The sequence below is a fragment of the Chryseobacterium sp. FR054 genome (genome assembly GCF_056844565.1).
In genome coordinates this window covers 719,060-743,091 of the sequence record NZ_JBXDSA010000001.1, presented here as the reverse complement: position 1 = coordinate 743,091, position 24,032 = coordinate 719,060, and the positions used below count along the sequence as shown (strand labels likewise).

24 protein-coding genes are annotated in these 24,032 nt (G+C 39.4%); 22 read left to right on the top strand and 2 right to left on the bottom strand.

The genetic code is table 11. The features are described 5' to 3' along the window. The first annotated feature begins 2 nt into the window (after nucleotides 1-2). From AC106S_RS03730 to AC106S_RS03655, 16 genes are all read left to right on the top strand, one after another. Nucleotides 3-473 (top strand): hypothetical protein, encoded by a 471-nt coding sequence (locus tag AC106S_RS03730; RefSeq protein ID WP_482437790.1) that lies wholly within the window; start codon nucleotides 3-5, stop codon nucleotides 471-473. Between the two features lie 2 nt (nucleotides 474-475). Next, entirely contained in the window at nucleotides 476-880 is a 405-nt protein-coding gene (locus tag AC106S_RS03725) for a hypothetical protein (RefSeq protein WP_482437789.1), read from the top strand. Next, a complete protein-coding gene (locus tag AC106S_RS03720; RefSeq protein ID WP_482437788.1) occupies nucleotides 877-1,248 on the top strand; it encodes a VOC family protein in 372 nt (123 codons plus the stop codon). The genes AC106S_RS03725 and AC106S_RS03720 overlap by 4 nt, the downstream gene beginning before the upstream one ends. A 57-nt stretch (nucleotides 1,249-1,305) precedes the next feature. Further along, a complete protein-coding gene (locus AC106S_RS03715) occupies nucleotides 1,306-1,755 on the top strand; it encodes a VOC family protein (RefSeq protein WP_482437787.1) in 450 nt (149 codons plus the stop codon). 150 nt (nucleotides 1,756-1,905) lie between these two features. Further along, on the top strand, nucleotides 1,906-2,307 hold the full coding sequence (locus AC106S_RS03710; protein WP_482437786.1) for a DUF1398 domain-containing protein: 402 nt from the start codon (nucleotides 1,906-1,908) through the stop codon (nucleotides 2,305-2,307). A 141-nt stretch (nucleotides 2,308-2,448) separates the two neighbouring features. Beyond that, a complete protein-coding gene (locus AC106S_RS03705) occupies nucleotides 2,449-3,126 on the top strand; it encodes a DUF2490 domain-containing protein (protein ID WP_482437785.1) in 678 nt (225 codons plus the stop codon). Nucleotides 3,127-3,210: 84 nt separating this feature from the next. Then, a complete protein-coding gene (locus AC106S_RS03700; RefSeq protein ID WP_482437784.1) occupies nucleotides 3,211-4,215 on the top strand; it encodes a bestrophin family protein in 1,005 nt (334 codons plus the stop codon). 72 nt (nucleotides 4,216-4,287) lie between these two features. After that, nucleotides 4,288-5,898, top strand: coding sequence for a Na+/H+ antiporter (locus AC106S_RS03695; protein WP_482437783.1), 1,611 nt, complete (start codon nucleotides 4,288-4,290; stop codon nucleotides 5,896-5,898). 114 nt (nucleotides 5,899-6,012) lie between these two features. Further along, nucleotides 6,013-6,441: an SRPBCC family protein gene (locus AC106S_RS03690; protein WP_482437782.1), complete on the top strand. Its 429-nt coding sequence runs from the start codon at nucleotides 6,013-6,015 to the stop codon at nucleotides 6,439-6,441. A 1-nt stretch (nucleotide 6,442) separates the two neighbouring features. Then, a complete protein-coding gene (locus AC106S_RS03685; protein WP_482437781.1) occupies nucleotides 6,443-6,952 on the top strand; it encodes a GNAT family N-acetyltransferase in 510 nt (169 codons plus the stop codon). Next, the gene (locus tag AC106S_RS03680; protein ID WP_482437780.1) at nucleotides 6,949-7,332 is read left to right on the top strand and encodes a VOC family protein; all 384 of its coding nucleotides are present in this window, start codon (nucleotides 6,949-6,951) and stop codon (nucleotides 7,330-7,332) included. Before AC106S_RS03685 ends, AC106S_RS03680 begins: the two co-directional genes overlap by 4 nt. 35 nt (nucleotides 7,333-7,367) lie before the next feature. Next, complete coding sequence (locus AC106S_RS03675; protein WP_482437779.1) at nucleotides 7,368-8,390, top strand: glutaminyl-peptide cyclotransferase; 1,023 nt, start codon at nucleotides 7,368-7,370, stop codon at nucleotides 8,388-8,390. A 275-nt stretch (nucleotides 8,391-8,665) separates the two neighbouring features. Continuing rightward, nucleotides 8,666-9,760 carry a serine hydrolase domain-containing protein gene (locus AC106S_RS03670; RefSeq protein ID WP_482437778.1) on the top strand — a complete coding sequence of 365 codons (1,095 nt, stop codon included), beginning with the start codon at nucleotides 8,666-8,668 and terminating at the stop codon, nucleotides 9,758-9,760. After that, nucleotides 9,757-10,725 (top strand): hypothetical protein, encoded by a 969-nt coding sequence (locus tag AC106S_RS03665; RefSeq protein WP_482437777.1) that lies wholly within the window; start codon nucleotides 9,757-9,759, stop codon nucleotides 10,723-10,725. Before AC106S_RS03670 ends, AC106S_RS03665 begins: the two co-directional genes overlap by 4 nt. A 30-nt stretch (nucleotides 10,726-10,755) precedes the next feature. Next, nucleotides 10,756-11,370, top strand: coding sequence for a deoxynucleoside kinase (locus tag AC106S_RS03660; protein ID WP_482437776.1), 615 nt, complete (start codon nucleotides 10,756-10,758; stop codon nucleotides 11,368-11,370). Between the two features lie 87 nt (nucleotides 11,371-11,457). Further along, nucleotides 11,458-11,808 carry an ArsC/Spx/MgsR family protein gene (locus AC106S_RS03655; protein ID WP_482437775.1) on the top strand — a complete coding sequence of 117 codons (351 nt, stop codon included), beginning with the start codon at nucleotides 11,458-11,460 and terminating at the stop codon, nucleotides 11,806-11,808. Between the two features lie 159 nt (nucleotides 11,809-11,967). Here the strand turns inward: AC106S_RS03655 and AC106S_RS03650 are convergent, their stop codons facing one another. Together AC106S_RS03650 and AC106S_RS03645 are read right to left on the bottom strand one after the other, a co-directional pair. Beyond that, entirely contained in the window at nucleotides 11,968-12,273 is a 306-nt protein-coding gene (locus AC106S_RS03650) for a DUF493 family protein (RefSeq protein WP_482437774.1), read from the bottom strand. 41 nt (nucleotides 12,274-12,314) lie between these two features. Continuing rightward, nucleotides 12,315-12,986 carry a DUF4197 family protein gene (locus AC106S_RS03645; RefSeq protein ID WP_482437773.1) on the bottom strand — a complete coding sequence of 224 codons (672 nt, stop codon included), beginning with the start codon at nucleotides 12,984-12,986 and terminating at the stop codon, nucleotides 12,315-12,317. Nucleotides 12,987-13,334: 348 nt separating this feature from the next. On the opposite strand from AC106S_RS03645, the gene AC106S_RS03640 reads away from it, so the two are divergent. The 6 genes from AC106S_RS03640 (at nucleotide 13,335) to bglX (ending at nucleotide 23,836) form a co-directional block, all read left to right on the top strand. Continuing rightward, nucleotides 13,335-16,157, top strand: a complete 2,823-nt coding sequence (locus AC106S_RS03640; protein WP_482437772.1) for a SusC/RagA family TonB-linked outer membrane protein — start codon at nucleotides 13,335-13,337, stop codon at nucleotides 16,155-16,157. 11 nt (nucleotides 16,158-16,168) lie between these two features. Further along, complete coding sequence (locus AC106S_RS03635; RefSeq protein ID WP_482437771.1) at nucleotides 16,169-17,587, top strand: RagB/SusD family nutrient uptake outer membrane protein; 1,419 nt, start codon at nucleotides 16,169-16,171, stop codon at nucleotides 17,585-17,587. Between the two features lie 71 nt (nucleotides 17,588-17,658). After that, a complete protein-coding gene (locus tag AC106S_RS03630) occupies nucleotides 17,659-19,041 on the top strand; it encodes a glucoamylase family protein (protein WP_482437770.1) in 1,383 nt (460 codons plus the stop codon). 196 nt (nucleotides 19,042-19,237) lie between these two features. Next, complete coding sequence (locus tag AC106S_RS03625) at nucleotides 19,238-19,948, top strand: carboxylesterase family protein (protein ID WP_482437769.1); 711 nt, start codon at nucleotides 19,238-19,240, stop codon at nucleotides 19,946-19,948. Between the two features lie 146 nt (nucleotides 19,949-20,094). Then, nucleotides 20,095-21,237 carry a hypothetical protein gene (locus tag AC106S_RS03620; protein WP_482437768.1) on the top strand — a complete coding sequence of 381 codons (1,143 nt, stop codon included), beginning with the start codon at nucleotides 20,095-20,097 and terminating at the stop codon, nucleotides 21,235-21,237. A 271-nt stretch (nucleotides 21,238-21,508) separates the two neighbouring features. Beyond that, entirely contained in the window at nucleotides 21,509-23,836 is a 2,328-nt protein-coding gene (bglX, locus tag AC106S_RS03615; protein ID WP_482437767.1) for a beta-glucosidase BglX, read from the top strand. Nucleotides 23,837-24,032 lie beyond the last annotated feature (196 nt).

Sequence of the window (24,032 nt, the reverse complement as noted above, 5' to 3'; positions counted from 1 at the left end):
CTATGAAAAAACTTTTATACCTCCTCATTCTTGCCTGTAATTTTGCATGGGCGCAAATGCCGGATATCTCAAATGTCTGGCTCAACAGCAGTAAACCCTACACCGGAACCATCGGTGATAAAGGAGAGGGATTAAAGCTGAAGATCAATATTTCTGAACAGAATAAAAAAAATGATCAGGAATACTTTGTTTCCGGCTATTCACTTGTAGACGGTAACTATGCAAAGTTTGAAGGAAAATTCATTATCACCAGATACAGAGATACCAAAACAAAGGGAATTGTCTTTGGAGAATATGAGCTGGCAGAAGAAAATAAAGGAAAGCACTCCGGACTTTTCAAAGGAAAGTTCACCTATACCTTCAAGTGGAATAAGAAAACCGAGAAAATTGAAGATCAGGACATAGAACTTACCGGAGACTGGAAAAGCTATGATGAAACACTGGACTTTAAAACCCGCTTAAAAAACCAATAGTTATGATAAGAAGAATATTGGCAGTGCCCGGAGGACTCATTGTGGGCATCATCTGCATAACCGTCGTGGAAAAAATAGGGCATATGCTCTACCCAAGACCTGGTGCAGCAAATGCCAATGATATGGAAGCCATGAAAGAATATGTGGCGTCCGCTCCATTTATGGCTTTGTTTTTCGTTATACTGGCTTACGCGTTGGCCGCTTTTGTTTCCGGATATACCGCTTCAAAAATTGCAGATAACGGAAAACATACATCCGCCGTCGTTTGTGGTATTATTTTCCTGATGATCACCATTTACATGATGATGTCACTGCCTACACCTGCCTGGTTCTGGATCCTGGGAATCGCAGTCTGGGGACTTACATGGGTGGGAAGTTCAGCCGCTTTAAAAACAAAAAAAATATGAGATTAGGAGTATTTTCACTCAGCCTAAGCGTAAAAGATCTTCAGAAATCCAGAGATTTTTATGAAAAGCTGGGATTCTCTGCCCTGGGCGGAAGTATGGATCAGAATTATCTGATCATGAAAAACGGAAGCACGCTGATTGGTCTGTTTCAGGCCATGTTCGACGGTAATATGCTTACCTTCAATCCCGGATGGGACGAAAACGCACAGAATCTGGAATCTTTTGATGATGTCCGGGAAATTCAGAAGCATCTGAAGGAAAACGGAGTTGAACTCGATAAATCTGCGGATGAAACCACTTCAGGTCCGGAACATATCTTCCTTAAAGATCCGGACGGAAATATGATCCTGATAGATCAGCACAGATAATTCAGCAGCGGTCAGTTGATCTTTAAACTAAAAAAACTTAACTTATAAAAAACAATCATGGCAACAGTAAACGTCTATCTTACTTTCAACGGCAACTGCAGAGAAGCCTTTGATTTCTACAAATCAGTATTCGGTGGCGAATATCCCTACATCGGAACTTTCGGAGAAATGCCTCCAATGGACGGTAAAGAAACTCCCGAAGGAGACAGAGACAGAATTATGCATGTTTCCCTTCCCATTTCCAAAGAAACTGTTTTAATGGGAAGTGATACGGGAGGTGAATGGGCCTCTGATTTTAAGCCCGGAAATAACTTTTCCATTTCTGTAAATGCAGAATCCAGAGAAGAAGCAGACCAATTATTTGCAGGACTTTCTGCAGGCGGACAGGTCACTATGCCAATGGCAGATACTTTCTGGGGAGCTTATTTCGGAATGTTCACCGATAAGTTCGGAATCGGATGGATGGTGAACTACGACGATCCTGCAAAAATGCAGCAACATCCGTAATATAAATATTTTGTATTAAAAATATAGTTAAAAATAAACCGACAGACCCTCTGTCGGTTTTTATTTTATCATACATTTGCATCCCGGAAATTTTTAAATTTGATAACAGTTTTTTTAGGAAGACTATATATTAAACCTTAAACCATAAAGATGAAATTTACCATTGATGATATTAAAGCAGAGCACCGGAAAGTAAAAAGCGGTGCCGGTTTTCCGAAATACATCCAGGCATTGAAAGAATTAGGCGTTTCCCGGTATACGGCCTATGTTTCCGACGGAAATACCGATTATTTTGATAAAGACGACCAATTGGCAACGGCAAGAGGAAAAGATGATGATGTAAGAAACATCTCAGCAACCGTAAAGCTTGAAAAATTTATTCAGAGATTAAAACTTCACCAGCAGGGTGGAACAGATTATACAACTTTCTGTAACGACTGCGCAGAAAACGGAATTGAAGGCTGGAAAATGGATCTTGATGCTATGACCTGTACCTATTTTGACCAGGAAGGAAATGATATCCTGTTGGAACATATTCCGGGTAAAGATTAGTCAAAATCTCTTTTCATCAGGGTTTATAGGTGAATTTCCTGCTTAAATTAATGGCCGGATTCCCGCTGTAAATATCATTTGTTATTATTGATTTAAAGTATTAAATTTGTTTAACGCGATAGATAATAGTAATTGATATTTATGAGAAAGGTTTTTACGAAGCTGGCATTAACAGTATTAAGTCTGGGATCAGTAAGTGCATGGGCACAGAAGAACGATCTGGGAGCATGGTATATGTATTTCGGAAATAATAAGATCAGTAAAAAACTGAATTTGCATAACGAAATACAGTACCGGAACTTTGATGCCGTGGGAGATCTTGAACAGCTGTTGATCCGCACCGGAGTGGGGTATGACCTTACCGAGAATAATAACAATCTATTGTTGGGATACGGATTTATTTTAAGCCGGCCTTATGTAAATGGTGAAAAGAAAGAAAATATTGAGCACAGGATATTCCAGCAGTATATCACCAAACAGAAGTTCGGACGTTTCAACCTGCAGCACCGTTACCGTCTCGAGGAACGCTTCCTGGAAAGCGATTTCAGAATGAGATTCCGGTATATGCTTGGATTGAATATTCCTATCACTCAAAAAGAAATGCTGCCGAAATCTCTGTATGCGTCCGTTTATAATGAGATTTTCCTGCATTTGGACAGTCCTGTGTTCGACAGGAACAGGGTATATGGAGCATTGGGATATGTGATCAATAAAAATATGAGGATTGAGGCCGGATACATGAATCAGATCCAGGAAAACAGAAACCGCGGACAGATTCAGATCGGGTTTTATAATAATATTCCTTTTACCAAAAACTAATACCGGCAGTGATTCCTGAAGGTGCCTGATGAAGAGAAAACTGTTGGTTAATTATAAACAGAAATATAAATAAAATAAACACATATGCACTCAGGGAAAAGATTTGGAGCCCGGGAATTCGCGAAATGGACCAGGCACAGTATCTATGCTTTAACTGTACTGTCGGCCATCCCTACGGTATTATACTTTCTGGGCTGGAAGTTTCTGTCAGTACCGTGGCAGCCGATCGCGATTATGGGAACCGCAGTCGCGTTCATCGTAGGATTTAAAAATAATGCCAGTTACAGCAGACTATGGGAAGCCAGACAGATTTACGGATCTGTCATCAACGACAGCAGAAGCTTCGGGTATATTTTAAGAGACGCACTTACACCCAAAAATCCGGAAAAAGTAAAAGAAATGTTTCTCCGTCATTATGCCTGGCTTACGGCACTCCGTTTTCAGCTCCGGGAACCCCGGGTCTGGGAGAATATGGGAACTGCGCAGTTTGATGAATATGCTAAAAAGTACGAAGTTCCGGAAAGAACTTTAAAACTGGAAGATGAACTGAAAAAATACCTTACCGAAGACGAACTCCGGTATATTTTAAGCAAGAAAAACAGGGCTACCCAGTTGATGGCAGCTCAGAGCAGAGAACTTTCAGAAGCATATGCGAGAGGTGAGATCAATGATTTCCAGTGGACACAGATCAATCAGCAGTTGGTGAAATTTACCGATGATCAGGGAAAAGCAGAAAGAATCAAAAACTTTCCGTATCCGAGGAACTTTTCCTCTATTACCACCTATCTTTTGCTGCTGTTCATTCTTTTCGTGCCTTTCGGATTGCTGAAAGAACTTGATAAACTGGGCGACGGAACAGCGCTGGAAGGCTGGACCTTATGGTTCAATATTCCGTTCTCATTACTGGTGACATGGTGTTTTCATACCTTAGACAGTGTGGGAGAAGCTTCTGTTAACCCTTTTGAAGGGAGCCCGAATGATGTGCCGATCACCCAGATCAGCCGTACCATTGAAATAGATATGAGAGATATGCTGGATGAAAGCAGCCTTCCGCCGGCAATCACTCCCATGAACAATATTGTGATGTAGATTGTGGAGGTTGAAAACTCCATATACCTCACAGTTTAACTCAAAAAAACAACTCAAAAAAACAAACTCAAGATGATTCACAGTTATGTTATCATATCCATTGCAGTACTTCTGTCTGTAATGATATTAGTGATGATAGGGCAGAAACTGAAGGTGGCTTATCCCATTTTTCTGGTAATTGCCGGATTGCTGATAAGCCTGATTCCCGGGATGCCTCATATAGAAATAGAGCCGGATCTTGTATTCCTTATCTTTTTACCGCCCATTTTATTTGAAGCGGCCTGGTTTACCTCCTGGCAGGATTTCCACAAATGGAGGAAGCAGATCTTTTCGATGGCTTTCGGACTGGTGTTTTTAACCTCGATTGTAGTGGCCTATCTTTCATCTTCCATTATTCCCGGACTTACCGTAGCAATGGGATTTCTGTTGGGAGGAGTAAACTCTCCGCCTGACGCGGTAGCGGCTACTTCTGTCCTGAAACACATGAAGATTCCTAAAAAGATTACCAACATTCTGGAAGGAGAAAGTCTGATCAATGATGCATCCAGTTTAATTGTATTTAAATTTGCGCTGGCAGCGGTTATTTCAGGACAGTTTATCTGGAGGGATGCCGTTCAGGATTTCTTTACGATGGCCATAGGAGGAGTAGCGGTTGGCGTAGGAACAGGATTGTTATTCGGGGCACTGCTAAGGTTGATCCCTTCCAATTCCAATATAGATACCGTGATTACCCTTATCGTTCCTTACATCATGTATGTGGGTGCAGAGCATTTTCATTTTTCCGGAGTGCTTTCAGTAGTGGCCGGAGGCCTGCTGATGTCATATAACTCACACTGTTATTTGAGCCATACCTCCAGGATACAGTCCGGAAATGTGTGGAGTGTACTCATATTTGTAATGAATACGATTATTTTCATTCTTATCGGGCTTGAACTTCCTGTTGTGGTGGCCGGAATGAAAGACTATACCATTACAGAAGGGATCATTTACAGTATTGTGATCGGCGGGGCTATTATTCTGACCAGAATCCTGTACAGCTATGCCCTGATGTATTTTCCACGAGTCTGTTCAAAGGAATTAAGGCTTAAAGTTCCCAAACCCGACTGGAGAGAACCTTTTATCATCAGTTTTGCTGCAATGAGGGGAGTGGTATCCCTGGCTGCCGCATTGTCTATTCCTGCATTTTTACCAAACGGAGAAGCTTTTCCGCACCGTAATATTATCTTATTTGTAACATTTGTTATTATCCTCATTACCCTGGTAGGACAGGGATTGCTTCTGACTCCAATCCTGAAATTCCTGAACATTCAGGATGCAGGAAGCGAACTGCCGGAAGAAAAGCAGGAAGTAATTCTGATGCGTAAGCTGAAAGAAACAGCCATGCACAAATTAGAAAATGATTTTTCTGAACTGGCAGAACGAAACAGCCTGGTACGCCACCAGAAACATAAGCTGGAAAACGAAATGATGCTGATGGCAGACAAAGCTCAGTGTATGGCTTCCACAGGAGATTATGTAACGGCAATTAATGAAAATAAAGACGTTCTCCGCCAGATCATTCAGGCACAGAGAAATGAACTTCACCGGATGAAAAAAGAAAAGATATTTGATGATCATGTGATGAGGACCATTGAGATGCAGCTGGATTTCGATGAAGCAAAGATTACAGGGTTTGCTCACTGATAAAAGAGATTTAAATAGCCAACAGAAGCCGTAAAAGAATATTTAAAATAAACTTTTACGGCTTTTGCCGTTTTAATATGTAAATTTATATGAAAATCTGTTTGAATTTTATTTATGGATACACCTATCATTGTTCAGCACACCATCAAGGTTCCGGTACAAAAAATATGGAAAGCATTGACCGATAAAGAGGAAATGAAAAACTGGTATTTCGATATTCAGGATTTTGAACCGGAAGCTGGAAAAGAATTTAACTTCTTTGAACCCGGAGATGAAAAAAAATACCACCACCGCGGCCGGATTTTAGAATTGATCCCTGAACAGCGTTTAAAACATACCTGGTCGTATCCTGACTTTTCAGAAGCCGAAACAACAGTGATCTGGGATCTTCAGCCAAAAGAAGAGGAGACACTGGTAACGCTTACCCATGAAAATATTGAGAATTTTAATGATCTTGGAGAAGGTTTTTCCCGTGAAAATTTTATTCAGGGCTGGAATGCCATTATCGGACAGAGTTTAAAATTATACATGGAAAATAAATAAAATGATTGAATTACTTCCTTTTAAAGATGAGAATATCTCAGAACTGATTGCTAACATCAAAGATCAGAGAATGCTCCTTCAGTTTGCAGGTCCTGCCTATCATTTTCCATTGACGGAAGAACAGCTGAAAGGTGATCTTGAAAATGAAAACAGATTCATGTTCAGTATTGAAGATAAATCTATTGGAACTATAATTGGCCATGCACAGATCTTTCTGAAAGAAAACACTTTTCTGCTTGGCAGAATATTGATCTGGGATGAAAACAACAGAGGAAAGGGCTATGGAAGAAAGACGGTAGAAAATCTGCTGGAATACGGATTCAGCCATTTTGATCGTGAGACTGCAGAACTTAATGTTTACGACTGGAATGCCGGAGCGATTGAATGCTATAAAAAAGTAGGCTTTGAAACAGATCCGGAAGTGAAGAGTACAGTAAGAATAGACGGTGAGACCTGGCTCTCTGTCAATATGAAAATCAATAAAAACACCTTTGAAACTTTAAAAAAATGACAAAATTTACAGCAGTCCGCCCGATATTATGGACGGAAAATATGGATGATACCATAGGCTTTTATACACAGGTCCTGGGATTTACACTGTTGGGAAGAAATGATGACTGGAACTGGGCTTCGCTTCGGAAAGATGAAGTGCACATCATGCTTTCACAGCCTAATGAACATGAAAAGTCTGAAAAGATAGGCTTTTCAGGCTCATTTTATTTCAATGTAGATCAGGTGGATGAACTTTGGGAAGACCTTAAAACCAAAGCAAAGATCTGTTATGAAATAGAAACTTTCGAATGGGAAATGAGAGAATTTGCAATCTATGATAATAACGGTTATATCTTACAATTTGGACAACCCGTGGATAATATTGGCAATACGGAATAAAATTTGCTATTTTTGGGGAAATATTTAGAAATTCAATGAAAAAAAATATCATAGCAGGTTTTGCAGCGGTTCTCCTGCTGGCATCTTGTAATAAAGATGAAAAGATCCTGAACACTTTAAATGATTACAACAATTCTATGGAGGCAAAAGGTTATCATTTCGGTGATAAACTGGAACTTCCTAAAGAAGTGACGGAAAATGCGGAAAGTATTACCATCAGCTTCGGAGATAAAGAATCTTCAAGCCTTACAGTAGATCCTGAATACTTTACATTAGGAGATAATGCCGTTACTTTCAACGTAAAAACAAAAGGAGGAAAAGTTCTGAACCAGGATGCTACCATCAACGTATTTGCGAAAAATCCGGAGCAGAAAATTTCATATGAAATCATAGGAGAATATCCGCACGATCCTAAAAATTTTGTGCAGGGATTCCAGGTGGAAGGAAATACAGTTTATGAAAGCGACGGCCAGAACGGATCATCGCAAATCTTAAAATATACCCTGGGAACCACAACTCCGCTTGCCTCTACAAAACAGGCACAGGAAGATTTTTCTGAGGGAAGCACTATTGTGGGGGATAAGGTTTATCAGCTGACCTGGCAGAGCAAAAAAGGATATATCTACGATAAAAGTTCGCTGAAACTGCTTTCGGAATTTGCCTATCCAAACGTATTGGGCGAGGGTTGGGGACTTACCTATGACGGGAAGAACCTGATTGCATCAGACGGTAGTAAACTTTTATACTTCCTGGATGCCAATGATCCTTCCAAACTTATCAAACATATTGCTGTTGCAGGAAGCGCGCAGGCTTATGATCAGCTGAACGAACTGGAGTACCATAAAGGCTTTATCTATGCCAATGTATGGCAGAAACCGATTATTTTAAAGATCAATCCTGCTAACGGAGAAGTGGTAGGAACTTTTGACTTTACAGAAATTGCCAGACAAAACACCAAAGGAAGCGATGATGTTCTGAACGGAATTGCCTTTAAAGGCGATAATATGCTGGTAACCGGCAAAAACTGGCCGAAAATCTATGAAGTACAGATCAAATAAATGACTGAAACTTTAATCATACAGCAGCGTTCCAAAGGGGCGCTGTTTTTTGTTGGAAAAAAGGTTAAACAGTTTTAAGTTAAAATTGAATATTTATAAATTTAAATGCATTTGGAAAATACTTGAATCCATAAGAAATTTGTTTTGGTTTTAAGTTGCTGATAAAACGACCGGAAAATTACTATTTTTGAAAAATGATTTATGAACAACTCATAAAAAAAATAAATACCGGACTGACCGAAAATCTATGAAGTTTCCATTAAATATACAATAGGGTGAAAAAGTATTTAAAGGTCATGCCGATAATCGCTTTTCTGTTTTTCTGCAGGGCAGCGGGGCAAAATAAAATCGATTTTTCTGTTCTTGATAAAAAGAACGACAGGCTGCTTGAAAAATTCAGAAAGAAATATAATATTCCGGGTCTGTCAATCTCAGTCTCGTATAGAAACCAGCTGGTTTATTCCAAAGGATCAGGGTATGCGGATGTAGAAAATAAGGCTGAAGTCATTCCTTCTAAAACCAAATTCAGGATTGGAAGTATTTCCAAAACCATGACTTCCTTAGCCTTGGCAAGCCTTCAGGATCAGAAGAAAGTAAACCTTAAAGAAAGTGTTTATAAATACCTGGACAGTCTTCCTGAAAAAGAATATGATATAACGATCGAGCAATTGCTGAGCCATCGGGCAGGGCTTGTCAGGGATCAGCAGAAAGGGTTCCTGTGCGGGAAAAACAATCTTCACAGAAGTAATTTCTATCAGTCTTTTCAGGATACCCAATTAATCTCAAAACCGGGAACCGCTTACAGTTACAGCAATTACGGATATATCCTTTTAGGAGTTCTGATCGAGAAGCTTACCGGCCGGTCTCTCATAAAAGCGAAAAAAGAATTGGTTCTGGATAAGGCAGGTTTGGAGAATACCCTTCCTGACGATGGAAATTTTGATGCAGATACTTCCCGTTTTTATTATTGGCTAAATGATGAACTGAAGATTGTACCCTGTACAGACTGCAGCTTCAATTATGGCCCGGGCTGCTATCTTTCTACCTCTGAAGATCTGATTAAGCTGGGCAATTCCTACCTGTATGCAGACAGGATTGTTTCCAGGGAGACATTTAAAGAACTGCTGATTCCCAAAAATGAAGACAAAACCTACGCTATGGGATTCATTACAGGACGGGATTTCTACATGAATTATTATTTCGGCCATGCAGGAGCCTATCCGGGAGGAATGTCCGACCTGAGAATATATCCTAAAGAGCGCCTTGTGGTCTCAGTTTTGATTAATATTAAAGATGATGACATCAGATTAAATGATCTTTTGGATGAAATAATTTTTCAGTATCTTGAACTCATTAAAAAAGAAGGGTGAAATTTTTAAACATACTATTTTTTTTCCTTTTCTGTACAGCTTTCGGACAGAAAACGCTTCCTTTGGATACCTTAAAACTCAAGGAGGCAAAAGATATGCTGGCAGATGACTACGGAAATCTGTATATCTATAAGAACAAAGATTTTAGTTTTACCAAATACGATTCTTTAGGAAAGCAGCTTGGAAAAATGATGCTTACCGTTCCGTATAAAGTCCAGACCGTTCAGAATCCTCTCAGTGTGCCTTTGTTTTCGGAAAATGCACAGGAAATGAAATTTGTGGATCAGAATATGAATGAGATCCAGAGGATTGATTTCAGGCAGAAGTTCGGATTTATCAGGATGGCCTATGCAGAAGACCTTCAGCAGCTATGGTTGCTGGATGATAGCACAAAACGCCTGATACAGTATAATTTCAGAAACGAAACGATGATCAATTCCTATCCTTTTGATGTGAGTTTTGATGATCTTACAGACCTTCTTGTATATGAAAATAAGGTATACATCCTCACCAGGAAACATATCAGGATCTATACCCTGAAATTTGAAAAACTTTTTGAAGCCCCTCTGGAAAACGGGAAGCGTTTCAGGAGAGAAAACGATACCATTATGGTGATTGCTGGAAATTCTATTCTGAAGTATGTTCCCGAAAAAGGACTGATAAAAGTTTTTGAAGATCCGGATGCACAAATTGTTGATAAAAACATCCTTTCATATTTTGCAATCAAAGCGAACAAACTCTATCTTTACAGCCTTGAAAAAATAAAGGAAATCAGGCAGAAGACTGAACCGGAAACCGTACCGAAAACTTCTTCCGCAGATGCTGAAAAATCCTCTGAAAATGTACCGGAAACTACCGGGCAGAAAACAGAGGACAAGCCGGAAGCATCCGGAGAAAAAGTGCCGGATAACACTTTGCAGAAACTGCTTGAGAATGTTTCCACGGTTCAGGAAGCTGGAATTTAATCAAATAATAAATACTAAGAGAAAAAGAATATGCATATTGCAGTTACAGGAAATATTGGAGCAGGAAAAACTACTTTAACCACGATGCTTTCCAAACATTACGGATGGGATGCCCAGTTTGAAGACGTAGATCACAATCCTTACCTTGAGGATTTTTATGCAGATATGAGCAAGTGGAGTTTTGCACTTCAGATCTATTTTCTGGGAAGCAGGTTCCGCCAGGTAAAAGAAATCAGAGAGAGCGGCAAAAATATTATCCAGGACCGTACCATCTATGAGGATGCCCACATTTTTGCAGAAAACCTGAATGATATGAATCTTCTTTCAGACAGGGATTTTAATAATTATGAATCGGTTTTCAATCTGATGAAATCTTTTATCTCTGCACCGGACCTTCTGATCTATTTAAAATCTGATGTCCCGAACCTGGTAAAAAAGATCTACAAAAGAGGACGGGAATATGAAGCGTCAATCAGTATAGAATATCTTTCAAAACTGAACCAGAAATATGAAAAATGGATCTCCAATTATACTGAAGGTAAACTTCTGATCATCGAGGTGGATGATCTGGACTTTGTGGAAAAACCCGAAGATTTCGGCTTTATTCTGGAAAAGATAGAAGCAGAGCTGAACGGTTTGTTTTAACAGTTTTTTATCAGATTTTAAGATGCCAGCTACCGGTATTCTTACTAAATTTGAGTAGAAAAGTTTAATTTTTTAAATGTCCGTATCATGCTGGTAAAAGTTTTACATAACGGAGACTGCTCAAAGTCGAATGCAGTACTGGAATATCTGGATGAAAACGGAGTACCCTTCGAGATCATCGACATCGTTGAGGATCCGCTGAGTATTCTGGAGATTAAAACCGTACTGAAAAAACTGAATCAGACGGTATTTCACCTGATCCGTAAGACCGATAAGCTTTATCTGGAGAATTTTGCAGATAAGGAGTATTCCGAGGAAGAATGGCTGAAGATTCTCTCTGAAAATCCTTCGCTCATTCAGCGTCCGATCCTGATCAAAGGCTCAGTAGCCATGTTGGGAAGACCTGTTGAAAATGTCAAATTCTTTATTGAAAAATAAAAAAAATAATATAAAAAAAAACGGCTGTTTCAAAATAAGAAACAGTCGTTTTTTATGCTTATAAATGATTATAAAATCAGTAATGATTTTTAAAGCTTAACCCGTGGAATTTCTATCACAACATAAAACAGGCCGTCTATTGAGGCGGCCTGCTTATTTTTACAATAGAATGACACCTTCTATTTTGGCTACTTCTTTATAAATATTCACCACCTGATTGGCATCCAGAACGAATGCATTAATATTACAGGCTGTATATTTTCCGTTTTTGCTTTCGCGGTTGCCCAGTGTAAATTTGATGCCGTCGAAAACTTTATAGATCTCGGTAAGTTTTGCCTGGTCTGTTGGAATAATAAATTTAAATAAATAATCTTCCGGAAAATCATGATGATCTTCCAGTTTTTCCCTTAAAGAGTTGTAAAAATCTTCAGGGCTTGCATGTTGATTTCCTTGTAATATGTCCATCTGCCGTTGTTAAATTATATATAAATATAACGAATTTTTTTCTATTTTCCAAGCGGTCCCAACAGGGACTTGGAGTTTTGATGCTCGTAATCTTCAATAATATTGAAGAGCCCGTTAACCAGTTGTTCAGAAGCAAGCTGGCTTATTCCTCCAGCGTTCACATTGTTATTTCCCCCGCCGAGAAGGCTTCCCAAAAGACTGTTCCCGGAAAGGGCGGTATTAAGGGTTTTTACAATGCCGTATTCGTTCAGCTTTTCATCCACCTTAGGAGCAATGGCTGCCACAAGCTGTTGCGAAGTTTTTTCTTTAAGGATCTGGGTGGCCGTAGTACCCTGGATAATTCTGGTAACGTCCTGAGCGTTCAGACTGTTTACCGCACCCTGAAGGATGGGCTTGGATATATTTACAGTATAGGACGCAGCCTGTGCGATATAGTCCCTTTCTTTTGCAACCAGAGAAGGAGCTATCTTTTCTAGAGTGGCATTAATATCTCTGAGCTGCTTCGGAAGAGCCTTATCTACCATATTGTTCTGAAGGAAAGCTTCTTTATTGCTGTAAATCCCCATTCCTTTATCTATGCCGTTCAGCAGCATCCGTTTAATGATCGATAAACCCAGGTCGGATGTGGCTATGGAAGTGCATGACTGTGTTGTGGTAATAATGGCTGTTCCGGTTCCTATTAAAACCGCTGCCGCGATGAGGTATTTTTTCATTGGTCTTTTTCTTGGTTTTTCAAATACTGCGCCAAAGGTAAACACTATTCTTTAGTTTAACAAAATATTAATTTTATGATACCAATTCAGTGAATTTTTTACTGAAATTTCCGATTTTCAATTTGTTTATTTTGTCATTGTTTTTGATTTTTATTATCATTTATTATTTTTTATTTTACATGTTTTGGGTTTTTGATTGAAAATTAACTGATTTTGTTAAAATTTTAATAAATGTTAACATTGTTGGTTTTTTTTTCTATTTTTGACTAATGTCTTTTTTTGAGAATTTAGAATAACTCTACTATTAAAAGACAGTGAGATTGATTGTACGAAATAAAATTGAACTATATGAAACAACGTGATTTAAAGTATTCATGCCTCATTGCGGTTCTGTACTTCGGTATGAACGTCAATGCGCAGACTGCTCCAAAAGATACAACTGTGAAAGAACAGAAGATCGAGGAAGTGGTTTTGATCGGGTATGGATCTCAGAAAAAAGAAAATGTAACCGGAAGTATCGGTGTCGTTTCTGCAAAGGATTTAGCAAACAGACCTAATGCAAATCCAATCAGTTCTATCCAGGGAAGATTATCAGGGGTACAGGTATTGAATTCAGGTGCGCCGGGAGGGTCGCCCAGGGTTGACATCCGGGGAATCAGTTCCCTGACAGGTAAAACCGTTTTCATTGTAGACGGAATGATTACTGATGATATTTCCTTCCTGAATCCTCAGGATATTGAATCCATGAGTGTCCTGAAAGATCCTTCCAGTTTGGCAATTTATGGTGCCCGGGCTTCAAACGGTGCCGTGATTATCAAAACCAAAACAGGAAAAGGAAAGAAGCCTGTCTTTAATTTCAACTCTTATTTAGGAATCAAAACAGTGACCAATATTCCTAAAATGGTTAATTCAGATCAGTATTTGGAATTATATAATGAGAAACTGATCAATGATAAAGTAAATAATCCGGTATTTTTAAACAGATCATCTTATCCTTTAGATACAGACTGGTTCAAAGAAATTTTCAGAACAAGTATCATTAATTCTAATGATATTTCAGCTTCAGGAAATCTTGGAAAACTGAATTATTACCTAAGTGCGGGAAATCTTCAGGATGAAGGGAATTTGGCAGCGGGAAGGGGGATTAATTCCGGTAGTGGCTTTAACAGATTTACAACTAAGGTCAATCTGAGTTATAAAATTACCAATAATATCACGATCGGAAATAATTTCACCTTTTCAAAAATGCGTACAGACCATGCGCAGAATACTTTGCTGGATGCTTATTCTTCGCCCCCTATTTATGGACCGACTGATCCGGCAACAGGAGGATACCAATATTTTACACTGGCTAAGATACCGAATCCCAGGGCTAAATTAGATTTATTCAGATCTCAGACCAGAGAAGAAAGACTACTGAATAATGTATGGGGAGAATATAAGTTTTTAAAAGATTTTACTTTAAGGATTAGTTATAGCTCTGATAATATCAATTCAAGCAAATATGAATATACGCCGACATTTGGCTATGTTCCCACTGCCGACCAGAAACCTTCTAAACTCATAACAAGAGATGCCAAAACCAGGAACTATATCTGGGATAATACATTAGGCTGGAAAAAAGATTTTGGAAAACATAATATCGAATTACTGGCAGGGTTTTCCAGAACAAGGAATTCTTACTCCCAGAACTACGCAGAAGCACTGAACGTTGCCTATGATGGAACCAACTCTTCACTTGGTATTTCCAACGGAACAGATATTTACCTGACGAGTTTTGATAAAGGAGAAAGAAATGTAATTCCATATCAGGACAGAATCGAATCTTTTTTCGGAAGATTAAATTACGGCTACGACGGAAAATACCTTTTGAATGCATCTATACGTAGAGACGGAACTTCTAAGTACTCCTCTGATGACAGATACCGTATATTTCCGGCTGTAAGTGCAGGATGGGTAGTTTCCAGGGAAAACTTTATGAGCGAACAGAATGTCTTTAATCTCTTAAAACTGAGAGCAAGCTGGGGGAAATTAGGTAATCCGGATGTTCAGAGAGCCTATACACTGAACACAAGTGTTATTGAAGCGGGAACCTATTACGGAAATGCAGGATATCCGGCACAGACCATAGACCAGATCATAGATCCGAATATTGGCTGGGAAACCACAACAGGTAAAGACTTTGGAGTAGAAATGGCATTACTCAATAATAAACTGAAAATAGATGCCACTTATTTTGATAAAGACACCAAAGATGTTGTTTATGGTATTGTTCAGGGAACTGTTTCCGGTGCCGGCAACTGGAACAATTTCATTACGAATGCATACTCTTTCAACAATAAAGGCTTTGAGTTTTCTGTTAATTACGATACGAAAATCAATGACAATATAAAAATTGGGGTATATGGAAATATGACCACTCTGAAAAACAGAATCACTTCCGTCTTCAACGGATCTTATTTACAGACAGGAGCCAGTTTATATGGTAATTCAATCATAAGACTGCAGGCCGGGCAGGCAGTAGGTTCATATTATGGCTATCAGGTAACGGGTATTTTCCAGAACCAGGCAGAAGTAGATGCATGGGCCACTCAGAATGGAGCTAAAATCGGAGGCTTTAAATTTGCAGATCTTGATGGAAACGGTGTCATAGATACCCGAGATAAAACATTTCTGGGAAGTCCCATCCCTAAAGGAACTTATGGATTTGGTGTTAATCTGAATGTCTATGATTTCGATTTTGCTATTGATTTCCAGGGTGTTTTCGGAAATAAAATTTACAATTTCAACAGAGAACAACGCTATGGAAATGAAAGCTGGGATCTGGACTTCTACAATAACAGATGGCATGGGGCAGGTACATCCAATACCTATTCGATGGCAACAAATGATCAGTCTATAATTTTACCCAACAGTTTTTATGTAGAAGACGGAAGCTATATAAGAATAAGAAATATTCAGGTTGGCTATAACTTACCTAAAGCATTTGCAGATGCTATGTCTATCACCAAATTAAGATTATATGTAAGTGCCCAGAACCCCTGGACAAGCTTTAAATATAACGGATTCTCACCGGAAATCTTAAATACTGACCGTGTACAAATGGGTGTTGATAATAATATTTATCCAATCTCAGCTATTTATACGATTGGTTTAAACTTAACATTTTAATAAGAAAGATCATGAAAAAGATATTTTTATCAATCGCATTATTTTCACTTGTAGTAAGCTGCAAGGATGATTACTTGGATATTAAACAGGAAGGGTATACAGAAGCTTCTTCGTTTTTCAAAACCCAGGAAGATGCTCTTCAGGCAACCAGTGCTATTTATAGCTTTTTAAGAAGCTGGGAAAATTCGGCTTTCCCTTATCAGTTCGTATTTGGAGTACCGGCAGATGATGTCGTAAAAGGATCTAATCCTGGTGACGCCTCTTTTATTAATGTATATGATAACTTTACTTATACAGTAAGTGATGAAGGTGTAAGGGGATATTGGATCGGGCAGTGGCAGGCCGTAAACAGAGCAAACCAGGTAATAACCAATGTTCCGGGAATAGATATGGATGCCAATCTGAGAACCAGGTTGGTTGCTGAAGCCAGAATGTTAAGAGCCTACTTCTATTTTAATCTGGTAAGGATCTATGGTGGAGTTCCGATTTATGATAAAGTAGAAACCGTATATGATAAACCTAGAAATTCTGTGGAAGAAGTATATAATTTTATTATTTCAGATCTTACCGCAGCAGCTGATATTCTTCCCCAGACTTACCCTGCATCAGACCTGGGAAGGGTAACAAAAGGAGCGGCATTGGGTTTACTGTCAAAAGTATATCTTTATAAGAAAGACTGGCAGAAAGCTTATGATACTTCCAGCCAGGTAGTGGCTATGGGATATGATCTGGATCCTGATTTCAATCACTTATTCAGACCTGCAGGAGAGTTTGGAAAAGAATCGGTTTTTGAAGTTAACTGCGATTGCATTCCTCCGTATAAAGGAAGCCAGTATGCAGAGGTTCAGGGAGTGAGAGATCAGTTTGGCTGGGGCTTTTTTACACCTTCAAATGCTCTTGAAAATGCATTTGAAACGGGAGATATAAGAAAAGAGCTTACCATACTCAGAAACGGAGAAACAACACCGGAAGGAGATCTGATTGCGATGGGAGATGCTCAGTCTGTGACCACTTATAACCAGAAAGTATATGTTCCAAAAGCCTTAAATAACAGTGCCTGTGGTTACGGATCTATACAAAACATCAGAATCTTAAGATTTGCAGAAATCCTTCTGATCAATGCAGAAGCAGCCAATGAACTGGGAAATACAACAACAGCTGCCGCCAATCTGAATAAGGTAAGAACCAGAGCCCACTTAGGTGGTACAACAGCCTCTACTCAGGCTGCACTCAGAACTGCCATCTGGCACGAGCGTAGAGTAGAACTTGCTTTGGAAGGAGATCGTTTCGTAGATCTGGTAAGAACCGGACAGGCTGCAACGGTACTTGCTCCTTATGGATTTAAAGCAGGAAAGAATGAGGTATTCCCGATACCTTTAGATGCAATGGAGCAGAGCAATGGTAATTTTACCCAAAATCCGGGCTATTAATCAATATATAAACTTTAGAGGAGAATGAAAGTTCTCCTCTTCTTTTAGTAAAATCAGGTAAAAAAGAGTTCATGAAAAGGACAATAGTATCAATGGCTGTCACTTCTTTGTTGCTGGTATATTCATGCAAAAGTGCTCCCGTTGGCCAACAGAAACAGGAAGCTGTAAAAAATCAGATTACAGATGAACAGCTGATGGACAGAGTGCAGAAAGATGCTCTGAAATATTTCTGGGAGTATGCAGAACCCAAATCAATGCTGGGAAGAGAACGCTATCATGAAGATAATATTTATCCTGATAAAGATAAGCATGTTATTACTACCGGCGGTTCGGGATTCGGACTGGCAACTATTCTGGTAGGCGTTGAAAGAGGATTCATACCACGGAAAGAAGCGGTAAAAAGACTCTCCCATATGATGGATTTTCTAGCCAAAGCTGACCGGCACAAAGGAGCCTGGTCTCACTGGATCAACGGAGAAACAGGAAAGACAGTTCCTTTCGGTAAAAAAGATAACGGTGGCGATTTAGTAGAAACGGCATTCCTTACTTCAGGAATTCTCATGGTTCGTGAATATTTTAAAAACGGAACTCCCGAAGAAAAAGCCCTTGCTGAAAAATGTGATGAACTCTGGAAGGGAATTCAATGGAACTGGTATACCAAAGGCGGTGAAAAAGTCTTGTACTGGCACTGGTCGCCGGAATATCAGTGGGAAATGAATTTTCCGCTGGAAGGATACAACGAATGCCTGATTACCTACATTCTGGCCGCTTCATCACCCACCTATTCCATAGACGCTGAAACCTATTACAAAGGCTGGACAAGAAACGGTAGCTATCTCACCGGCAAAACCAAATACGGACTTCCACTGTACGTAAAACACAATTATGCTGAAGAATACGGAGGGCCGCTCTTCTGGTCGCAGTATTCCTATATCGGACTCGATCCTTCGGGACTGTCTGATCAACTGGTGAAAAATTATTTCGAAATTAATAAAAACCAAGTCTTAATCGACTATAAATACTGTGTTGAAAATCCAAAACAATGGAAAGGCTATGGTCCTGATTATTGGGGGCTGACAGCCGGATATACAAGAAATGACGACGGAAGCACGGGCTACACCGCGCATATGCCTTCCAATGACAATGGGGTGATCACTCCAACAGCCGCATTGAGCAGCTTCCCGTATACGCCCAAAGAATCTATGGACTTTTTAAGATTTATCTATACTCAGAAACCTGAATTTATAGGATCAGCAGGACCTTATGATGCCACTTCCATTCATTATAAGAATTGGTTTACCCCGAGATATCTGGCCATTGATCAGGGAACGATTGCTCCTATGATAGAAAATTACAGAACAGGATTCCTCTGGAAATTATTTATGAATGCTCCGGAAATCCGGCAGGGCCTTAAAAAACTAAACTTCCGGTCAGAAAAATATGAAATAAAATAATAATTGATTCATTAAAAAAATTGTCAAAAAATAAAACCATCATTCATAAAAAATCAAACCACCGGATAATGCAGTCTTCAATTGAATATCAGACATCATTATTCAATAGAAATGGGCTTTAACCCCATTTAAAAATTAACCCCGCCATTATTGAATTGAAACAGGCTTTACCTCATTTAAATATTAAAATAGCAATATGAAATTAAATCTAAAATACATTCTCCTTTTGTTTCTGATGTTTTCACTACATCTGAACGCTCAGGAAATAAAGGCAGAACTCAACAAAGAATTCAAAAAAACAGAGAAAATATCATACATTCTGGACTATCCCCAAAAGATAAAAGGAAATGTTCCGCTGATCGTATTTCTTCACGGAGCGGGTGAGAGAGGGAACAATCTGGAAGCGGTAAAAGCACACAGTCCGTTTACTTATAAAAGTCTGATCAAAGAGTCTGTTGCTATTCTGGCTCCGCAGTGTCCGGCAGATACCTGGTGGGATACGGTAACGGTATATAATTTAATAAAGGAAATCCAGAAGAAATATAAAATAGATCCGTCCAGGATTTACCTTACGGGACTTTCTATGGGAGGCTGGGGGACTCTGAAGCTGGCGATGGAACATCCTGAAATGTTTGCTGCGGTAGTTTCTGTATGCGCTCCTACGGACCGGGTAATGTATGCGAATATCAATCAGTATAAAGATTTAAATATGAAAATCTTTCACGGAGGAATGGATGATATTGTGCTTCCTGATAACGCACTCAATTTTTATCAGAAGCTGCACCCTGTGAATCCTTCGGCAGAATTGAAAATATTCCCGAATGACAATCACAATTCGTGGGATTCGGCCTATTCGGACCCTCAGTTGTATGAATGGATGCTCTCAAAGAAAAAAGAAACCAAATAAATACGATCATTATCTTTACGGGTAAATAAGAAATAAATGAGTCTTTATTGAGTGGTAGCGCAAAAATATAAAACATTAAAAAAACTGATGTCCATTGCGTTAAACCAACAGAGATCTAATACAATAAACCCAAAGAGAATATAAAAATGACAATCGATTATAAAGAAACAGATATTATCAGACCGTACGATCTTAAGGGGAATCTTGCCGATATTCTTCAGGTAAACCAATATGAAAACGGAAAGCTTACAGTGTCTGCTTTTTTTGAAAACTCAAAAAAGATAAGGCAGCTGAACTTTGCACATCCTGAAGTTTCTGAAATTGTTTACGAATACCATCAGAATTATTCTACGGAGACCGCTTTGGATAGTGAAAAAAATATTCTTGAAACATCTATTGATCTCAATAATCCTTTTGATAAAAGAGAATCGGATCCGTATTTCTTTTCCAGGGGACTAGGACTGGTTATAGAACAGAATGAAAATGAGCAGCTGTTTAAAATACATGACCAAATTATATATCGTTTCAGAGGATCTGATCTGGTGGAGATTATTTTTGATCTGGAAGGTTATGATGAATCTTATCACCTTACGGCAGACTATGATAATGAAGGCCGCCCTGTCCGTATGTTGAAAAAATATATAAGGCTTAATGATTTTCCTGATGTGGTTAAAACCTATGATTATTTTCAAAACGGAATGATCGAACGGTTTGAAGATAAGATCAGTTATACGGTATATGATGACAAAAAACGTAAAATAAGGATAGGAACCTTCGGATTCAGCGAAGAAAAGGAAAAACTCTACCGGGCATACATGGAAACTATGGATGAGGAAGTATTTCCGCAAATTATGCAGGATATAAGACTGGAAACTTTTGAATATGATACGTTTGGCAATCAGACCAGCTATGAATATTCATTCTACCGCCCCGATTTTTCAAAAAACGGGCTCACTTATTATCTTCAGGAATACGATTATTTTGACAGGTATAATATAGAATATGGGAGCTATTACTGTAAGACAAAAGAAGATTATGATGATGATATGGAACACAGTTCCCAGCTGGAGTATTTGGAAGATAGAGTGAATAAATACACGCATGGTAAATTGGTAGCTGTATATTACATTGAAAATGGCAGAAAAGTAAGAAAAGAGTTCTCCGATGAAGAAAAAGAAACTTATAAAACTTACGATGAACACGGCAATGTACTTGAGTCTTTTGTCAAAAATAAAATAACCGGCGAAACCAACCATATGAAGCTTGAAATCATATACAATAACAAATAAAAGAAGAAAAAATAACGCGATTGCTGAGTGTAACGCCCTTGCGCCCTGAAAGCATAAAACATTAAAAAGAACCTTAGTGCCCTTGCGCTAAAACCAACAAAGTATTAATTGAAGAAAATTGTTTTATGACAAAAGGTAAGCAAATAAAAGCAAGAAGAATCACCCTTAACTGAGTGTAACGCCCTTGCGCCCTGAAAGCATAAAAACATTAAAAAGAACCTTAGCGCCATTGCGTTAAACCAACAAAACAATAATTAAAGAAGATAGATCTATGAAAAAGTTCATTGTACTCGCAGCTCTGGCACTTTCGCCGGTGTTTTCTGCCCAGGAAATGGTCTCCAAACCGGTACAGTCCTTTCAGACTGCCCAATACCAGGCTAAAAGAAAAGCTTTTGTCGAAAATCTTTTGTCGAAAATGACTTTGGATGAAAAGATAGGACAGCTTAACCTTCCTACCTCAGGAGACTTTACAACAGGGCAGGCCCAAAGCTCGGATATCGGAAAAAAAGTAGAACAGGGATTAGTGGGAGGACTGTTCAACATAAAAGGAGCAGATAAAATAAAAGCCGTTCAGAAAGTAGCTGTTGAAAAAAGCCGCCTGAAAATCCCATTGATCTTCGGAATGGATGTCATTCACGGTTACGAAACCACATTTCCTATTCCGTTGGGACTGGCCGCTTCCTGGGATATGAATCTCGTACAGCAGTCTGCAAGAGTGGCTGCAAAAGAAGCGTCTTCAGACGGGATCAACTGGACCTTCTCGCCAATGGTGGACATTTCACGTGAGCCAAGATGGGGAAGGGTTTCCGAAGGTTCCGGAGAAGACCCGTATCTGGGAAGTGAAATTTCTAAAAATATGGTATACGGTTACCAGGGAAAAGACCTGTCTCTCAGCAATACGATTTTAGCCTGTGTAAAACATTTTGCCTTATATGGGGCAGGAGAAGCCGGCCGTGATTACAATACCGTTGATATGAGTCATGTAAGAATGTTCAATGAATATTTCCCACCCTACAAAGCTGCTGTGGACGCAGGAGTAGCTTCCGTAATGGCTTCCTTCAATGAAGTGGACGGGGTTCCCGCCACAGGAAACCGATGGCTTCAGACCGAAGTGCTGAGGAAAATGTGGAACTTTAAAGGTTTCGTAGTAACAGATTACACCGGAATCAATGAAATGGTAGAACATGGAATGGGAGATCTGCAGCAGGTATCAGCATTAGCCTTAAAAGCAGGAATAGATATGGATATGGTGGGAGAAGGTTTTCTGACCACTCTTAAAAAATCACTGACCGAAGGAAAAATAACCCAGGCCGAGATCGATATGGCAACCAGAAGAATACTCGAAGCCAAATACGACTTGGGACTGTTCGATGACCCTTACCGTTACGGAGATGCCAAACTGGCTGCAAAAGAGGTTTATAATATGGAAAACCGGAACATTGCCAGAAATGCGGCTGCCCAGTCTATGGTATTGCTGAAAAATGAAAACCAGGTGCTTCCGTTGAAAAAATCAGGAACCGTAGCAGTGATCGGTCCTTTGGTAAATAACTCACTGAATATGGCAGGAACATGGAGTGTGGCCACAAAACATGCCGTTTCCGTCTCTCTGATGCAGGGATTGGAGGCCAATTATGGAAAAGACGTGAAATTCATTTCCGCCAAAGGAGCCAATATTGATGATAATGCTAAACTGGAAGAAATCTATGCAGCTCACGGCAAAAAAACAGACAGGGATAGCCGTTCCAAAGAAGCTTTGTTAAAAGAAGCGGTAGAAACAGCCCGTAAAGCAGATGTCGTGGTTCTCGCCATCGGAGAATCAGCGGAAATGAGCGGAGAATCTTCTTCAAGAACAGAAATTACCATTCCTCAGTCTCAGGTAGACCTGTTGAATGAGCTGAAAAAGACCGGGAAGCCTGTTGCCGTCGTTCTTTTCACAGGCCGTCCGCTGGCTCTTACCAATGTAAAAGATACGCCCGATGCCATTCTGAACGCATGGTTTGCCGGATCAGAAGCTGGAAATGCCATTGCCGATGTACTGTTCGGAAAAGTAAACCCTTCCGGGAAACTTCCGATGACATTCCCTAGAAGCCTGGGACAGGTTCCTATTTACTACAATGCTAAAAATACAGGCCGTCCTTTGAGTCAGGAGAAAACAGATAAATGTGAGTACGAAAGGTTCCGGTCCAACTATATGGATGAATGTAACACACCATTGTATCCGTTTGGTTTCGGATTAAGTTATTCCAATTTCAGTTACTCGGATATGACCGTATCCACTGCGAACCCTAAAGGAAATCAGACGGTTCAGGCATCCGTTACCGTAACCAATACCGGTAATTTTGACGGCGCGGAAGTCGTACAGCTGTACATCAGAGATATGGTGGGAAGCATCACAAGACCGGTAAAAGAACTGAAAGGCTTCCAGAAAGTACTGCTGAAAAAAGGAGAATCTAAAAAAATTACCTTCAACATTACCCCTGAAGATCTGAAATTTTACAACGGAGACCTGAAATACGATTGGGAAGCAGGAGAATTTGACCTCATGATCGGTACAAATTCCCAGGAAGTAAAACATTCAAAGATCAACTGGACGAAATAATTCCGCATAATTTTTTTAATATATTTTATATAAACAAAAGCCTTGTCAGAACATAATGACAGGGCTTTGTTATTGCTCACTGCCTGAATATACTTCTGATAATTCGGTGTAACCCCATTTCGGGATAAGAATTTCCGAATGATATTAGCCTCAAACTGAGAGCGGAGAAAGGAATTTTCAAAGTCATCAGTAATAC

What these genes read in the sequence shown, in the direction of transcription:
- AC106S_RS03730 (WP_482437790.1), top strand. Translation starts at nt 3, where the DNA reads ATGAAAAAACTTTTATACCTCCTCATTCTTGCCTGTAATTTTGCATGG.
- AC106S_RS03725 (WP_482437789.1), top strand. Translation starts at nt 476, where the DNA reads ATGATAAGAAGAATATTGGCAGTGCCCGGAGGACTCATTGTGGGCATC.
- AC106S_RS03720 (WP_482437788.1), top strand. Translation starts at nt 877, where the DNA reads ATGAGATTAGGAGTATTTTCACTCAGCCTAAGCGTAAAAGATCTTCAG.
- AC106S_RS03715 (WP_482437787.1), top strand. Translation starts at nt 1,306, where the DNA reads ATGGCAACAGTAAACGTCTATCTTACTTTCAACGGCAACTGCAGAGAA.
- AC106S_RS03710 (WP_482437786.1), top strand. Translation starts at nt 1,906, where the DNA reads ATGAAATTTACCATTGATGATATTAAAGCAGAGCACCGGAAAGTAAAA.
- AC106S_RS03705 (WP_482437785.1), top strand. Translation starts at nt 2,449, where the DNA reads ATGAGAAAGGTTTTTACGAAGCTGGCATTAACAGTATTAAGTCTGGGA.
- AC106S_RS03700 (WP_482437784.1), top strand. Translation starts at nt 3,211, where the DNA reads ATGCACTCAGGGAAAAGATTTGGAGCCCGGGAATTCGCGAAATGGACC.
- AC106S_RS03695 (WP_482437783.1), top strand. Translation starts at nt 4,288, where the DNA reads ATGATTCACAGTTATGTTATCATATCCATTGCAGTACTTCTGTCTGTA.
- AC106S_RS03690 (WP_482437782.1), top strand. Translation starts at nt 6,013, where the DNA reads ATGGATACACCTATCATTGTTCAGCACACCATCAAGGTTCCGGTACAA.
- AC106S_RS03685 (WP_482437781.1), top strand. Translation starts at nt 6,443, where the DNA reads ATGATTGAATTACTTCCTTTTAAAGATGAGAATATCTCAGAACTGATT.
- AC106S_RS03680 (WP_482437780.1), top strand. Translation starts at nt 6,949, where the DNA reads ATGACAAAATTTACAGCAGTCCGCCCGATATTATGGACGGAAAATATG.
- AC106S_RS03675 (WP_482437779.1), top strand. Translation starts at nt 7,368, where the DNA reads ATGAAAAAAAATATCATAGCAGGTTTTGCAGCGGTTCTCCTGCTGGCA.
- AC106S_RS03660 (WP_482437776.1), top strand. Translation starts at nt 10,756, where the DNA reads ATGCATATTGCAGTTACAGGAAATATTGGAGCAGGAAAAACTACTTTA.
- AC106S_RS03655 (WP_482437775.1), top strand. Translation starts at nt 11,458, where the DNA reads ATGCTGGTAAAAGTTTTACATAACGGAGACTGCTCAAAGTCGAATGCA.
- AC106S_RS03650 (WP_482437774.1), bottom strand. Translation starts at nt 12,273, where the DNA reads ATGGACATATTACAAGGAAATCAACATGCAAGCCCTGAAGATTTTTAC.
- AC106S_RS03645 (WP_482437773.1), bottom strand. Translation starts at nt 12,986, where the DNA reads ATGAAAAAATACCTCATCGCGGCAGCGGTTTTAATAGGAACCGGAACA.
- AC106S_RS03640 (WP_482437772.1), top strand. Translation starts at nt 13,335, where the DNA reads ATGAAACAACGTGATTTAAAGTATTCATGCCTCATTGCGGTTCTGTAC.
- AC106S_RS03635 (WP_482437771.1), top strand. Translation starts at nt 16,169, where the DNA reads ATGAAAAAGATATTTTTATCAATCGCATTATTTTCACTTGTAGTAAGC.
- AC106S_RS03630 (WP_482437770.1), top strand. Translation starts at nt 17,659, where the DNA reads ATGAAAAGGACAATAGTATCAATGGCTGTCACTTCTTTGTTGCTGGTA.
- AC106S_RS03625 (WP_482437769.1), top strand. Translation starts at nt 19,238, where the DNA reads ATGAAATTAAATCTAAAATACATTCTCCTTTTGTTTCTGATGTTTTCA.
- AC106S_RS03620 (WP_482437768.1), top strand. Translation starts at nt 20,095, where the DNA reads ATGACAATCGATTATAAAGAAACAGATATTATCAGACCGTACGATCTT.
- bglX (WP_482437767.1), top strand. Translation starts at nt 21,509, where the DNA reads ATGAAAAAGTTCATTGTACTCGCAGCTCTGGCACTTTCGCCGGTGTTT.